Raw genomic sequence first — 13,769 nt, 5'->3', positions numbered from 1 at the left:
CGGTCGCTACGAACTGACCGACAGGATTCGCCAGGCTGGAGCCAGCCTGAGCGCTCATGCCGGCCAAGCCGTCGCCATGGCTTCCTGGACCACAGGTAAAAGCTCATCGGTCGTCGCGACCAACTCGGCCAGCAGCGGCTCATCCATGTCCATGTACCCTTCGTACTCCGCCAGATTGCGCCGATCATGGCACAGCGCAAACAGGCGCACCTGTGCCTTGCTGACCGCCAGCGTGTGCGTCAGGCACTGGAACACCAGGTATCGACGGTCGGAGCGATAGCCACGCAGACGCAGCGCGGTCAACGCCAGTGCATGCGCAGCGTTATAGGCGAGGTCGAAGCGGCTGGCGAATGACAGCTTGGGTGCATGGGCATCCTGCAGGCGATCAATGGCCGAGCGTAGCAGTCCTTCGCATTCCCTGCGGTCTGGCGGTTCGGCCTTGAGGCCACCCGTGCGCAGCAGGTTTTCAAGATTGTCGTTACTGACCATGTTCGGTTCCCTCCGGATCGTGGCCGATCAACTCGATCTTTTCCTGCTGCGCCACGCGCAGCACGAAGCTGTTGCCAGCGGCTTTCCTGGCCTGCCACTCGCCCGGAGTGTACAGCGTCGGATTGATGGTACGCCGCAGTTGCGCCTCGACCGGCAGCAGGTGTTCCATCACCTCGGCATAGCGCAGGCTGTCGCCGATCAGCATCAGGTCGATATCGCTATCGGCATGTTCGCGGCCTTTGGCCAGCGAACCATAGACGAAAGCCCACGTCAGTTGCGCGGAGAGCGGCGCGAGCGCCTCGCGCAGCGGCGCACCGATGCCAAAGGTCTTGCGTACGATACCTTGCAACTCGGCATAGATCGGACAATCCGGGTTGGCCTGGTAATGGGTCTGATTGCCCTGGCGGGTCAGGGTCAGGATACCCACCTGCTGCAACCGCTCCAGTTCACGCATCAGACTGCCTTTGCCGACCTGCGCATGACGAGCAATCTCGTTGGCATAGAAGCTCTGCTCCGGCTTGCCGTACAGCAGCCCCAGCACCTTGCGCTGGGTGCCGGTGAACAGCGCCTCGCTTAATGAAAGAGTTGGCATAGAAGCCCCACTGAGTCCCAATAGTGGAACGATAAGTCCTAAACAGGGACTCTTCAATGCTCTTTCAGCAAGATTGCAGGCAGCGCTGCCGGCACCGCCCTCGCTGATCACTGCCCCGTGCTAACGCCTGCACATGGGCGGAGGCCCCTACTCGCCCGCCCCGGCACGCTTGAGCAGTTGCTTGCAGCGCTCGGACAGGTGCACCACGCGCAGGTGCTTGCCGGCGCGCTCGTAGCGTTCGCGCAGGGTTTTCAGCGCGGCGATGGCGGAGTAGTCGACGAAGCTCAGGTGGCGGCAGTCCAGCGTCACCTGCTGCGGATCGTCGGCCGGCTCGAACTGATTGAGGAAGGTGGTGCAGGAAGCGAAGAACAGCGTGCCATGGGCACGGTACAGCTTGCTGCCGTCAGCCTGCAGGTCGCTGTCGGCATACAGCTCACGGGCATGCTGCCAGGCGAAATTGAGCGCGGCGATGACGATGCCACAGAGCACCGCGGTGGCCAGGTCGGTGACCACGGTGATGGCGGTCACCGCGACGATCACCAGCACGTCGTTGGCCGGCACCTTGCCGGCGACCCGCAGCGAGCCCCAGGCGAAGGTCTGCTGCGCCACCACGAACATCACGCCCACCAGCGCGGCCAGCGGGATGCGCTCGATCAGCGGCGAAAGGAACAGCACGAAGAGCAGGATCATCACCCCGGCGACCACGCCGGACAGCCGGCCACGGCCGCCGGAGCTGAGGTTGATCATGGTCTGGCCGATCATCGCACAGCCGCCCATGCCGCCGAACGCGCCGGAGACCATGTTGGCCGCACCGAGCGCCACGCACTCGCGGTTGGTGTTGCCGCGGCTCTGGGTGATCTCGTCGGTGAGGTTGAGGGTCAGCAGGGTTTCCAGCAGGCCGACCAGCGCCATCAGCACCGCGTAGGGGGCGATGATGCGCAGGGTCTCCAGGTTCCACGGAATGTCCGGCAGGGCGAATTGCGGCAGGCCGCCGGCGATATGCGCCATGTCGCCAAGGGTGCGGGTGGGCAGGTCGAGCAGGTACACCAGCAGGCCGACGCCGAGGATCGCCACCAGCGCCGGCGGCACCGCGCGGGTCAGCTTCGGCAGCAGGTAGACCACGGCCATGGTCAGCGCCACCAGGCCCAGCATCCAGGACAGCGCGGCCCCTTGCAGCCAGCCGCCTTCGGCATGGAAGTGCTCCAGCTGCGACATCGCGATGACGATGGCCAGGCCGTTGACGAAGCCGAGCATCACCGGGTGCGGCACCATGCGCACCAGCTTGCCCAGGCGCAGCAGGCCGAACAGGATCATCAGCACGCCGCCGAGCAGCACGGTGGCCAGCAGGTACTGCGCACCGTGTTGCACCACCAGGGCGACGATCACCACGGCCATCGAGCCGGCCGCACCGGAAACCATGCCGGGACGGCCCCCGAACAGGGCGGTGAGGGTGCAGATGATGAAGGCGCCGTACAGCCCCATCAGCGGGTTGAGCTGGGCGACCAGGGCGAAGGCGATGCACTCCGGCACCAGGGCGAAGGAGGAGGTCAGGCCGGCCAGCAGGTCGGCGCGTATGCGTGCGGGTTTCATGACGTCTCGGCTAGCCGGCTGGACCGGGCGATGGCGGATGAAGAAAAAAGGGGGGCGCATGGTAGCGCCCATGCGCCTGGGCAACCAGTGAAGCGGGCAAAACACTGACTGATGGCAACGGGCCAAGCTCGCCAGCAGAGGGCGGTGGCGGCATTCCGATCTGCGTGCAATGCGGCTTGGGCTGGATGGCGCGCGCGGGTAACCTGAGCGGAAACCGACGAGGATCCCGCTGATGAGCAAGAACCTGCTGATTACCGGTGCCAGCCGTGGCATCGGCCGCGCCACTGCCCTGCTGGCCGCCGCGCAGGGCTGGACGGTCGGCGTCAACTATCGCGAGGATCGCGCGGCCGCCGACGCGGTGGTGGCGCAGATCCAGGCGGCCGGCGGCCAGGCCGTCGCGCTGCAGGGCGACGTGGCCATCGAAGCCGACGTGCAGCGGCTGTTCGAAGCCATGGACACACTCGGACCGCTGCAGGGTCTGGTGGTCAATGCCGGCATCGTTGCACCGCCCCTGCCGCTGCTGGACATGAGCGACGAGCGCCTGCGGCGCATGTTCGAGGTCAACGTGCTGGGCAGCTATCTCACCGCCCGCGAAGGCGCCCGGCGCATGGCCCGCAGCCGTGGCGGCGCGGGCGGCTCGATGGTGCTGGTGTCGTCGGTGGCTGCCAGCCTCGGCTCACCCTTCGAGTACGTCGACTATGCCGGGGCCAAGGGCGCCATGGACGTCCTGACCCGTGGCCTGGCCAAGGAGCTGGGCGGCGAGGGCGTGCGGGTCAACGCCGTGCGTCCGGGGCTGATCGATACCGACATTCACGCCAGCGGCGGCCAGCCGGATCGTGCCGAGCGCCTGGGCAAGGGCACCCCGCTGGGACGCGCCGGACGTGCCGAGGAAGTCGCCGAGGCGATCGTCTGGCTGCTCGACGACAAGGCCAGCTACACCACCGGCGCACTGCTGGATATCGCCGGCGGGCGCTAGTCCCAGGGCAGCAAGGGCGCGCCATATCATCGAAATACGCAAATGATAATCAATGTTATCATCTGCGTTTTCGCCGCCCGGGTGACGCCCATGGTCCAGCCCCTGCACGCCCCATGCCTCTACTCGCTGGATGACCTGCGCCAGCTGGGCCGCCGTCATCATGTGCACTACAGCCTGATTGGCCCACAGCATGAAGACAACCCGTGCGTGATGCGGGGCTACATCAACGAGCAGCAAACCCGTCTGGGCATGACCCTGGTCAGCTCCGAGGTGCACACCTTGCACGGCTACCAGGCGCAGTCCTTCACCGCCCCCAGTCTCACCATGATCGTCCTGCTGGAAGGACAGGCCCAGCTCGACGGCACCACCTCCACCACCCTCACGCCGGGTCAGGGCGTCACCCTGCTCAGCCAGGACGGGCCCGGCCAGAGTGCCCGGCATCACGCTCATCACCACCTGCGTGGTCTCAACCTGTCCATCGCTGACATCGATGACCTGGCGGACGAGCAACTGGCCGATCTGTTGCGTGCCAGCCTCCGACAGCGCCGCGTGTACACGCAACGCTGGAGCGTTCCGGCAGACCTGCAGCCTGCCCTGCAGGCCCTGGCCGGCGAACGCTCGCACGGTTGCCTGCAGCGCCTGCTGCACGAAGGCCTGGCACTGCAGCTGCTGGCACATGGCCTGAACGCCATCGACGCCGACGAGCGCCACGCGCCCTCGCTCAACCCACGTGACCGCAGCCTGCTGGAGCGGGTACGCGACTACCTGCATCAGGAACCTGGAGCCGAGCACAGCCTGCATCAGCTGGCACAGCTGGCGTGCATGAGCCCCAGCTCCCTGCGCCAGAAGTTCCAGCAGGCCTATGGCGTCAGCGTCATGGCCTACCTGCGCCAGCGCCGCATGGAGCTGGCCAGGCAGTACCTCGGACAGGGCTGGCGCGTTCAGGATGTCGCCCACTACGTCGGCTACCGCCATGCCAGCAACTTCGCCACCGCATACCGGCAGCACTTCGGCGTAGCGCCCCGCGAATCCATCTAGCCAGGCCCGACAGCATCCTCGCAGCGTCGTTCCAGGCCTGGCATCCGGCAAAGGAACACTGGCATCGAGCAAAGGTATCGCCCGGTCAAATGTGAATAATTCTCATCGACAAACTTTCCCGATGAGACGCCTGCAATGTCGAAATGCTCGATCCTCCCGCTCGCCCCGACCCTGCGCCGCGCATTGCTCGCCAGCGCCCTGCTGCCCCTGACGGCAGGCGCAGCTGCGCAAGAGGACGTTGAAGACACAGACGCACACGAAAGCAGCCTGACGCTGCCGGCGATGAACGTGCAGGGCACGCAGCTGCCGCAGTCCGAAACCGAGGGTACCGGCAGCTACACCACCGGCAGCATGTCCACCGCCGTGGGCCTGCCGCTGTCGATCCGCGAGACGCCGCAATCGGTGAGCGTCGTCACCCGCCAGCAGATCGAAGATCGCGGCCTGCGCGACACCGCCGCGATACTCGCCAGCGCCCCCGGTATCTCGATGAGCCGCAGCGACAGCAATCGCGTGTCGTTCTCCGCTCGCGGCTTTGACATCGACAACTTCCAGTTCGATGGCCTGGCTTCGCCGATCAACAACTTCTGGAACTTCGGCGCCACCGATGTCGACTCGGCGATCTACGATCGCGTCGAGATCGTGCGGGGCTCCACAGGGTTGCTGACCGGCGCCGGCAACCCTTCGGCAGCGGTCAACTTCATCCGCAAGCGCCCGCTGCCAGAGTTCGCCATCGGCGGCTCGCTCGGCAGCGGACGCTGGGACCAGCGCCGTGGCGATATCGATGTCTCCACCCCGCTGACGGCCGACGGCCGGATCGCAGCCCGCGTGGTGGCAGCCTACTCCGAGCGCGATACCTTCATCGACTATCAGCACTACGACAGTGAAACCCTGTACGGCGTGATCAGCGCGGAGCTGACCCCACGCACGCAACTCACGCTGAGCCTCGAACACCAGAAGAACGATACCGACGGCATGGGCGCGGGCGTGCCGATGTTCTACGCCGACGGGTCGCGCACCCACTATGGACGCTCCACGGCCAACAACACCCAGTGGTCGTACTTCGGCACCGAGTCGAACACCGCCTTCATCGATCTCGAACACCAGTTGGAAAACGACTGGACACTACGCGCGGCCTACAGCCGCACCGAGGCCGACTACGCGATGCGCTATGTGTTTCGCGGCGGCTATCCGGAGCGCAACGACGCAGGCATGAGCGCCAGCTTCCTCAAGTATGACGGCGAGCGCACCCGCGACGACTGGCACCTGACCGGCAGCGGGCCGTTCGAGCTGCTGGGCCGCACGCATGACGCCGCGTTCGGCTGGATGAGCATCGCCGACGACCTGCAGATGGACCAGTACCTGCCGCTGCCCGGCACCGCGCCGATTGCCGACTCGCAACTGGACTGGAGCAACGGCGCGATTGCCGAGCCCATCTGGTCGGGCACGCGCGCCAACGGCGACCGCACCGATATCCGCCAGACCGGCGGCTATGCGGTGACGCGCCTGTCGCTGGCCGATCCGCTGCATCTGATCCTGGGGGTCCGCGTCAGCACCTGGGAGATCGAACAGAACTACTTCGGCACCCAGCGCACCTATCGCTACAGCGACGAGGTCACGCCCTACGCCGGCCTGGTCTATGAACTCGACCGGACCTACAGCCTGTACACGAGCTACACCAGCATCTTCAAGAACCAGACGCAGCGCGCGCCGGATGGCAGCTTCCTCGATCCGGTCAGCGGCGACAGCTACGAACTCGGCATCAAGGCGGGCTACCTGGACGGCCAGCTGAACGCCGCCCTGTCGGTCTATCGCACCAGGCAGGAGGGCCTGGCCGAGGCCATTCCCGATACCTTCCTGATCGCCGACCCCAGCCAGCAGGCCTACAAGGCCGGCGAGGGGGCCGTGGTCGACGGCTTCGACCTGGAACTGAGCGGCGCGCTGAGCGAGGCGTGGAACCTGTCCACCAGCTACACCCACTTCATCGCCCGCAATGCCGAGGGCAAGGCGATCAATACCACCCACCCACGCACGCAGTTCAAGCTGTTCACCACTTACCGGCTGGACGGTGTACTGCGGGACCTGACCCTGGGCGGTGGCACGACCTGGCGCAGCGGCATCTCACGCGCCAACACCGGCAGCCCCAACGGCCCGGTGGACGTCAGCGCGGACAGCTATGCCCTGGTCGACCTGATGGCCAGGTACCAGATCAGCGAACACATCGCGGCGACCGCCAACCTCAACAACGTCTTCGACAAGCGATACCTCGAGCAGATCGGCTTCTACAGCCAGCTCTGGTATGGCGAGCCGCGCAACCTGCAATTGACCCTGAGCGCGAGATTCTGAGCGTCGGCTGCCATCCAGCCCCGGTTGGCAGCTTCTCGCATGAGCCCCGCGCTGACGTCACTTGCGCGGACCGGCAAGCTCAATCCCAGCGCGGCGCGAAGCCCGGGTTGGCCACCCGCTCAGCGCGCTCCAGGGCGGCGATGGCGGCCATGTCGGCGTCGCTCAGGCGCAGGTCGGCGGCGGCCAGGTTGGCGGCCAGGTTCTCGCGTTTGGTCGACGACGGAATCACCGCATAGCCCTGCTGCAGCGACCAGGCCAGGGCCACCTGCGCCGGGCTGGCGCCATGCGCGGCAGCGATGCGCTGGATCTCCGGCTCGACCAGCACCTTGCCGTAGGCCAGCGGCATGTAGGCCGTCAGGTGGATGCCCTGCTGGCGGGCGAAATCGACCAGTTTGCGGTTCTGCAGCAGCGGATGGATTTCCACCTGGTTGGTCGCGATCTCCTCGACACCCACCGCAGCGATGGCCTCGCGCAGATGGGCGATGGTGAAGTTGGAAACACCGATGGCCGATGTCAGCCCCTGGCGCTTGGCTTCCAGCAGTTCCTCCAGGTACTGCGCCACGGGAATCTCGTCGTGCGGCGATGGCCAGTGGATCAGCGTCAGGTCGACGCGCTGCAGAGCCAGGCGTTGCAGGCTCTCCTGCAGGCTGGCGAGCACCCGGCCACGGCCGAGGTTCTCGGTCCAGACCTTGGTGGTGACGAACAGCTCGTCGCGGGCCACGCCACTCTCGGCGATGGCCTGACCGACCGCCGCTTCGTTGCCGTAGGCTTGCGCGGTGTCGACATGCCGGTAGCCCAGTTCGAGGCCGCTGCGCACAGCGTGGATGGCGACCTGGTCCTTGAGGCGGAATGTGCCAAGGCCGACAGGGGGAAGGAATGTCATGACGTGTCTCCTCATGGGTTGCACCGCACTGAACGAGCGCCGGGTGGCTCAGGGAATGAAAGGTTCGGCCCGCTCACTGCGGGAAAAGTTGCACGGCCGCAGCCAGGATGCACATGGCCTCCGGCCAGACAGGGTGAGCAGGCTTGCTGGAGAGGCAGTATCCGGGCCAGACTCATGCGGAAAAAGCCGACAACCTGGCAAACACCTTTGACTGAAGTTCAACAATGAAGACCAGCCTGGAAGAAATGCTCGCCTTCGTCAGCGTGGTCGACAGCGGCTCGATCAGCGCCGCCGCCGAGCAGCTGGAGCAGACCGCCTCCGGCGTCAGCCGCGCCCTCAGCCGCCTGGAAGAAAAGCTCGCGGTGACCCTGCTGCGCCGTACCACGAGACGCCTGGAGCTGACCGAGGAGGGCGAGCTGTTTCTCGCCCAGGCCCGGCGCATCCTCGCCAGCGTGGAGGAGGCCGAGGAGCAGATGGCCCTGCGTCGCCAGGCACCCGCCGGGCGCCTGCGCATCAACACTGCCTCGCCCTTCATGCTGCACGTGATCGTTCCGCTGATCGGCGAGTTTCGCGCACGTTACCCGCAGATCGAGCTGGAGCTGAACAGCGACGACCGCATCATCGACCTGCTCGAGCGGCGTACCGACCTGGCCATCCGCATCGGTCACCTGCCGGACTCCAGCCTGCATGCCCGACCGCTGTATCACAGCCGCCGGCGCGTGCTGGCCAGCCCGGAGTACCTGCGCAGGCATGGCCACCCGGCGCGCAGCGAAGACCTGCAGGGGCACTGCCTGATCGGCTTCACCGAACCCGACAGCCTGAATGAATGGCCACTGCGCCATGCCCTCGGCGAGCGCTGGCGGATCACCCCGAGCCTGCGCGCCTCCAGCGGCGACACCATGCTCGAACTGGCCCTGGCCGGCGAAGGGCTGGTGTGCCTGTCGGACTTCATGACAGACGCGGCCCGCGCCCGTGGTGCGCTGGTGGAGGTGCTGGCCGAACAACGCGTGGAGGTGCGCCAGCCGATCAATGCGGTGTACTACCGCAACACCGCGCTGGCCTCACGCATCACCTGCTTTCTGGACTTTCTCAGCGAACACCTGGGTGACCCGGGCCAAGGCGGCAGGAACAACCCCGGCAACGCACCCGAGGCACGATGAAAAAGGGCGACTCAGCGAGTCGCCCCCTTGTCCCGCCAAACGCTCACTGCGCCGCCTGCAGGCTCCACTCGGCGAGCTTCTGCTGCTTGTAGCTGAGCGCCGCTGCCGGCACCGGCGTGACCTTGCCGGTCTCCATCCAGCGCTTGAGGCGGTTGGCGTCGGCCATGTGGGTGTACTTGCCGAACGCGCCGAGCACGACGAACGCCACCGAACGATTGGCCATGGTGGTGGCCATCACCAGGCACCGACCGGCGGCATTGGTGAAGCCGGTCTTGCTCAGGTTGATGTTCCAGTCGGCCTTGCGCACCAGGGCATTGGTGTTGCGAAAGCCCAGGGTGTAGTTGGGCTTGCGAAAGGCCACTGTGGCTTCCGAGTCCGTGGTGAACTGATGGATCAGCGGGTACTGGGCCGCGGCCTTGACCATCAATGCCAGGTCGCGGGCGGTGGACACGTTCTCCTCGGAGAGGCCGGTGGGCTCGACGAAGTGGCTGCGGTTCATGCCCAGGGCCTTCGCCTTGGCGTTCATCGCCCTGATGAAGGCGACCTGCCCCCCCGGATAGTGATGGGCGAGGCTGGCCGCCGCGCGGTTCTCCGAGGACATCAGCGCCAGGTGCAACATGTCGCGACGGCTGAGCTCGCTGCCCACGCGCACGCGCGAGAACACGCCCTGCATTTCCTTGGTGTCGCGGATGTTGACCGGCAGCACCTCGTCCAGCGGCAGCTTGGCGTCGAGGGTGACCATGGCGGTCATCAGCTTGGTCACCGAAGCGATCGGCAGACGCAGGTCGGGGTTGCTGGAATAGAGTTCCTTTCCGGTCTTCAGATCCACTAACAGCGCGCTACCGGCGGCCAGCTCCTGCTTGGGCTGGGTAGGCGCAGCCTGAAGGTTCGAAACTGCAAGGCTGCCGCACAGCAGCAAGCCTAAAATCGAATGACGGAATTTCACGGTTCACTTCACCGGTTGTATGAGGAAGCCGACGAGATGGCGGCAACAACCAGTATAGGGATTGTGCCCGCGCTCTTGCAGTATGGCCCGATCAAACACTTGCGCCTGGCGCATCCAGCTCGGCCTGCAACCAGTCGACGAAGCGCGCGGTGAGGCGCTGGCGCCGCTTGCGCTCGGGCAATACCAGGTAATAACCGAACGCCGACTGCGCTTCGGCATCACCCAGACGACAGAGTAGGCCCTGGGCCAGCAGTTCGTCGACCAGATGGCGCCAGCCGATGGCCACCCCCTGGCCGGCAATGGCTGCCTGGATCAGCAGGGTGTAGTTGTCGAAGCGCAGCGCGCCGGGCGTGGGCAGGCTGCTGATGCCCAGTGCGCGGAACAGCCCGTCCCAGTCGAACCAGCGCGAGCGGTGCTCGGGGCGCAGGTGCAGCAGGGGCAGCTCGGCCAGCGCCGCAACCGGCAACGGCGGCTGGCGCTCGCCCAGCAGGCGCGGGCTGCACACCGGAAACACCTCCTCGCGAAACAGCAGGTGCGCCTCGCCGTGCTTGAAGCGGCCATCGCCAAAGCGGATCGCCACATCGATGTCGCTGGGTACCGTGGCCGGATCGCGCTCGCTGGTGATCAGGCTGACGTCCACCTCCGGGTACAGGCGATTGAAACGCTGCAGGCGCGGCATCAGCCAATAGGCGGCGAAGGCGAAGTCGGTGGCCACCTGCAGCACCTCGTGCTGCTGCCGTGCGGTGACCGCCGCCAGTCCGGCGTCGAGACTGGCCAGGCCCTCCTGCACGTGAGCCAGCAGCAGCTCGCCCGCCTCGGTCAGCACGATGCCACGGTAGACGCGGTCGAACAGGCGCGTGGCCAGCTGCTGCTCCAGGCGCTTGATCTGCTGGCTGATGGCCGGCTGGCTGCTGCCCAGTTCGTTCGCGGCCGCCGTGAAGCTCAGCTGGCGCGCGGCCGACTCGAACACCCGCAATGCGTCGAGGGACAGGCCATCGATGGCTTTAAACATAAGTTCTGCTTATCCGAGGCATGTTTCTCAGCCGGGTTTACCCTGTCGGGGTTCTACCGGAATCATGGCCCCAGCACTGTCGCATAAACCAACAGTATGGAATACCCGCCGCCATGAAACGCCCGAACATCCTCTTCATCATGGCCGACCAGATGGCCGCGCCGATCCTGCCCCTGCACGATGCCGCCTCGCCGGTGCAGATGCCCAACCTGATGAAGCTGGCCGAGCAGGCCGTGGTGTTCGACTCGGCCTACTGCAACAGCCCGCTCTGCGCGCCCTCGCGCTTCACCCTGGTCAGCGGCCGCCTGCCGTCGAAGATCGGCGCCTACGACAACGCCGCCGACCTGCCCGCCGACGTGCCGACCTACGCCCATTACCTGCGTCGCCTCGGCTACCGCACGGCGCTGTCGGGCAAGATGCACTTCTGCGGCCCGGACCAGTTGCACGGCTACGAGGAGCGCCTGACCAGCGACATCTACCCGGCGGACTACGGCTGGGCGGTGAACTGGGATGAGCCGGACACGCGCGCCACCTGGTACCACAACATGTCGTCGGTGCTGCAGGCCGGCCCCTGCGTGCGCAGCAACCAGCTCGACTTCGACGAGGAAGTGGTGTTCAAGGCGCGCCAGTACCTCTACGACCACGTGCGCCTGACACCCGAGCAGCCGTTCTGCCTGACCGTGTCGATGACCCACCCGCACGACCCCTACACCATCCCGCGCGAGTACTGGGATCGCTACGAGGGCGTGGACATCCCCATGCCGCGCCAGCACATCGCGCAGAGCGAGCAGGACCCGCACTCGCAGCGCCTGCTGAAGGTCATCGACCTGTGGGACAAACCGTTGCCCGAGGACAAGATCCGCGATGCGCGGCGCGCCTACTTCGGCTCCTGCAGCTATATCGACGACAACATCGGCAAACTGCTGAAGACCCTGGAAGAGTGCGGCCTGGCCGAGGACACCCTGATCGTCTTCTCCGGCGACCATGGCGACATGCTTGGCGAGCGCGGCCTCTGGTACAAGATGCACTGGTTCGAGATGTCCGCCCGCGTGCCACTGCTGGTGCACGCGCCGCAGCGCTTCGCCGCGCAGCGGGTCAGCCAGTCGGTGTCGACCCTCGACCTGCTGCCGACCCTGGTGGAACTCGGCGGCGGCCAGCTCGATGCCGACCTGGAACTGGAGGGGCGCTCGCTGCTGCCGCACCTCAAGGGCGAGGGCGGGCATGACGAGGTGCTCGGCGAATACATGGCCGAGGGCACCGACAGCCCGCTGATGATGATCCGCCGCGGGCCGTGGAAATTCGTCTACTCCGAGCGCGACCCGCTGCTGCTGTTCGACCTGCATGCGGATCCGCAGGAGCAGCACAACCTCGCGGAGAGCAGCGCGCATCGCAGCACCGTCGCCGGCTTTCTCGCCGAAGCCCGAGAGCGCTGGGACCTGGCGGCGATCCATGCCGCGACCCTGGCCAGCCAGCGCCGCCGGCGCCTGGTCGCCGCCGCCCTGAGCCAGGGCCGGCTGACCAGCTGGGACCACCAGCCCTGGGTCGACGCCAGCCAGCAGTACATGCGCAACCACATCGACCTCGACGACCTGGAACGCCGCGCGCGCTTCCCTCAGGTATGAACCGTTACCGACTGCCGCCCCCAAAAGGACACCTCTAAAAACTACCTGCGTTGCCATCGCTGCGTTAAAAACAGGCTCAAAATGCTCATTTACAACTCGTAAACTCCGCTTTTTCGCCTGTTTCTGCCTTGCGCTGGCTGCCTCGCCTACGTTTTTAAAAGTGCCCAAAACAGAAGAAAAAAGGAGAGACGCCATGAACCGATTCAGCGTGCTGTTACTCGCCACCGCGCTCTGCAGCGCCGGCAATGTCTGGGCCGAGGACGCAGCCTGCTCCACGGTCAAGCTGGGTGATCCGGGCTGGAGCGACATCGCCGTGACCAACGGCATCGCCAGCTTCCTGCTCGAAGGCCTGGGCTACACGGCAAAAAGCCAGACCCTGGCCGTGCCGATCATCTTCGCCGGGCTGCAGAAGGGCCAGGTCGACGTGTTCCTCGGCAACTGGATGCCAGCGCAGCAGAGCAACTACGACAAGTTCGTCGCCAGCGGCGAGGTGGACAAGCTGGCGCAGAACCTCGAGGGCACCGAGTACACCCTGGCGGTTCCGAGCTATGCCTATGAGGCCGGGGTGAAGACCTTCGCCGACCTCGACAAGCACGCCGACCAGTTCGGCAGGAAGCTCTACGGCATCGCCTCCGGCTCACCCGCCAACGAGTCGATCAAGCAGATGATCGCCGCTGACGAGTTCGGCCTGGGCGACTGGAAGCTGGTGGAGTCCAGCGAGCAGGCGATGCTGGTGCAGGTCGGCCGCGCGGTGAAGCGCGAGCAGTTCGTGGTGTTCCTCGGCTGGACCCCGCACCCGATGAACGTGCAGTACGACATGCAGTACCTGCGCGGCGGCGAGAAGTACTTCGGTGACAGCGGCCAGGTCAACACCCTGGCGCGCAAGGGCTATGCCGCGCAGTGCCCCAACGTCGGCAAGCTGATGAGCAACCTCGCCTTCACCCAGGACATGGAGAACAGCATCATGGACCAGGTGCTGAGCAAGGAGGCCAGCAACGATGCCGCGATCAAGGCCTGGCTCAAGGCCAACCCGCAGGTGCTCGACGGCTGGCTGCAGGGCGTGACCACCCGTGACGGTGGCGACGGCCTGGCAGCGGTGAAAGCCCGGCTTTGAATTA

Annotated in this window: 12 protein-coding genes; 6 read left to right on the top strand and 6 right to left on the bottom strand. The window is 66.0% G+C overall.

Annotation, left to right across the window (positions count from 1 at the left end):
* Nucleotides 1–54 precede the first annotated feature (54 nt).
* The 3 genes from E4487_RS00780 to E4487_RS00770 form a co-directional block, all read right to left on the bottom strand.
* Complete coding sequence (locus E4487_RS00780) at nucleotides 55–489, bottom strand: hypothetical protein (protein WP_175252530.1); 435 nt, start codon at nucleotides 487–489, stop codon at nucleotides 55–57.
* Nucleotides 479–1,081: a nucleotidyltransferase domain-containing protein gene (locus tag E4487_RS00775; RefSeq protein WP_175252529.1), complete on the bottom strand. Its 603-nt coding sequence runs from the start codon at nucleotides 1,079–1,081 to the stop codon at nucleotides 479–481. The genes E4487_RS00780 and E4487_RS00775 overlap by 11 nt, the downstream gene beginning before the upstream one ends.
* A 147-nt stretch (nucleotides 1,082–1,228) precedes the next feature.
* Complete coding sequence (locus E4487_RS00770; RefSeq protein ID WP_037052208.1) at nucleotides 1,229–2,671, bottom strand: SulP family inorganic anion transporter; 1,443 nt, start codon at nucleotides 2,669–2,671, stop codon at nucleotides 1,229–1,231.
* 232 nt (nucleotides 2,672–2,903) lie between these two features.
* Between E4487_RS00770 and E4487_RS00765 the strand changes: the two genes are divergently transcribed.
* From E4487_RS00765 to E4487_RS00755, 3 genes are all read left to right on the top strand, one after another.
* Nucleotides 2,904–3,647, top strand: coding sequence for an SDR family oxidoreductase (locus E4487_RS00765; protein WP_175252528.1), 744 nt, complete (start codon nucleotides 2,904–2,906; stop codon nucleotides 3,645–3,647).
* A gap of 90 nt (nucleotides 3,648–3,737) precedes the next feature.
* Entirely contained in the window at nucleotides 3,738–4,685 is a 948-nt protein-coding gene (locus tag E4487_RS00760; protein WP_037052378.1) for a helix-turn-helix transcriptional regulator, read from the top strand.
* A gap of 135 nt (nucleotides 4,686–4,820) precedes the next feature.
* Nucleotides 4,821–7,028, top strand: a complete 2,208-nt coding sequence (locus E4487_RS00755; RefSeq protein ID WP_175252527.1) for a TonB-dependent siderophore receptor — start codon at nucleotides 4,821–4,823, stop codon at nucleotides 7,026–7,028.
* Nucleotides 7,029–7,107: 79 nt separating this feature from the next.
* On the opposite strand, the gene dkgB is transcribed toward E4487_RS00755, so the two are convergent.
* Nucleotides 7,108–7,911 (bottom strand): 2,5-didehydrogluconate reductase DkgB, encoded by an 804-nt coding sequence (gene dkgB, locus E4487_RS00750; protein ID WP_175252526.1) that lies wholly within the window; start codon nucleotides 7,909–7,911, stop codon nucleotides 7,108–7,110.
* Between the two features lie 224 nt (nucleotides 7,912–8,135).
* Here dkgB and E4487_RS00745 point away from each other — a divergent pair, with 224 nt between their 5' ends.
* Nucleotides 8,136–9,071, top strand: coding sequence for a LysR substrate-binding domain-containing protein (locus E4487_RS00745; RefSeq protein WP_037052229.1), 936 nt, complete (start codon nucleotides 8,136–8,138; stop codon nucleotides 9,069–9,071).
* 43 nt (nucleotides 9,072–9,114) lie between these two features.
* Here E4487_RS00745 and pbpG read toward each other — a convergent pair whose 3' ends face one another.
* Complete coding sequence (gene pbpG / locus E4487_RS00740; RefSeq protein ID WP_037052230.1) at nucleotides 9,115–10,017, bottom strand: D-alanyl-D-alanine endopeptidase; 903 nt, start codon at nucleotides 10,015–10,017, stop codon at nucleotides 9,115–9,117.
* A gap of 91 nt (nucleotides 10,018–10,108) precedes the next feature.
* Nucleotides 10,109–11,029, bottom strand: coding sequence for a choline sulfate utilization transcriptional regulator (locus E4487_RS00735; RefSeq protein WP_037052233.1), 921 nt, complete (start codon nucleotides 11,027–11,029; stop codon nucleotides 10,109–10,111).
* A gap of 113 nt (nucleotides 11,030–11,142) precedes the next feature.
* On the opposite strand from E4487_RS00735, the gene betC reads away from it, so the two are divergent.
* Together betC and choX are read left to right on the top strand one after the other, a co-directional pair.
* Nucleotides 11,143–12,651: a choline-sulfatase gene (gene betC, locus E4487_RS00730; RefSeq protein WP_037052235.1), complete on the top strand. Its 1,509-nt coding sequence runs from the start codon at nucleotides 11,143–11,145 to the stop codon at nucleotides 12,649–12,651.
* A gap of 193 nt (nucleotides 12,652–12,844) precedes the next feature.
* Nucleotides 12,845–13,765: a choline ABC transporter substrate-binding protein gene (gene choX, locus E4487_RS00725; protein WP_134676648.1), complete on the top strand. Its 921-nt coding sequence runs from the start codon at nucleotides 12,845–12,847 to the stop codon at nucleotides 13,763–13,765.
* Nucleotides 13,766–13,769 lie beyond the last annotated feature (4 nt).

Source organism: Pseudomonas sp. BMW13 (assembly GCF_013357275.1).
Classification (GTDB): domain Bacteria; phylum Pseudomonadota; class Gammaproteobacteria; order Pseudomonadales; family Pseudomonadaceae; genus Aquipseudomonas; species Aquipseudomonas khazarica.
This window is presented reverse-complemented; position numbering and strand designations above follow the sequence as displayed.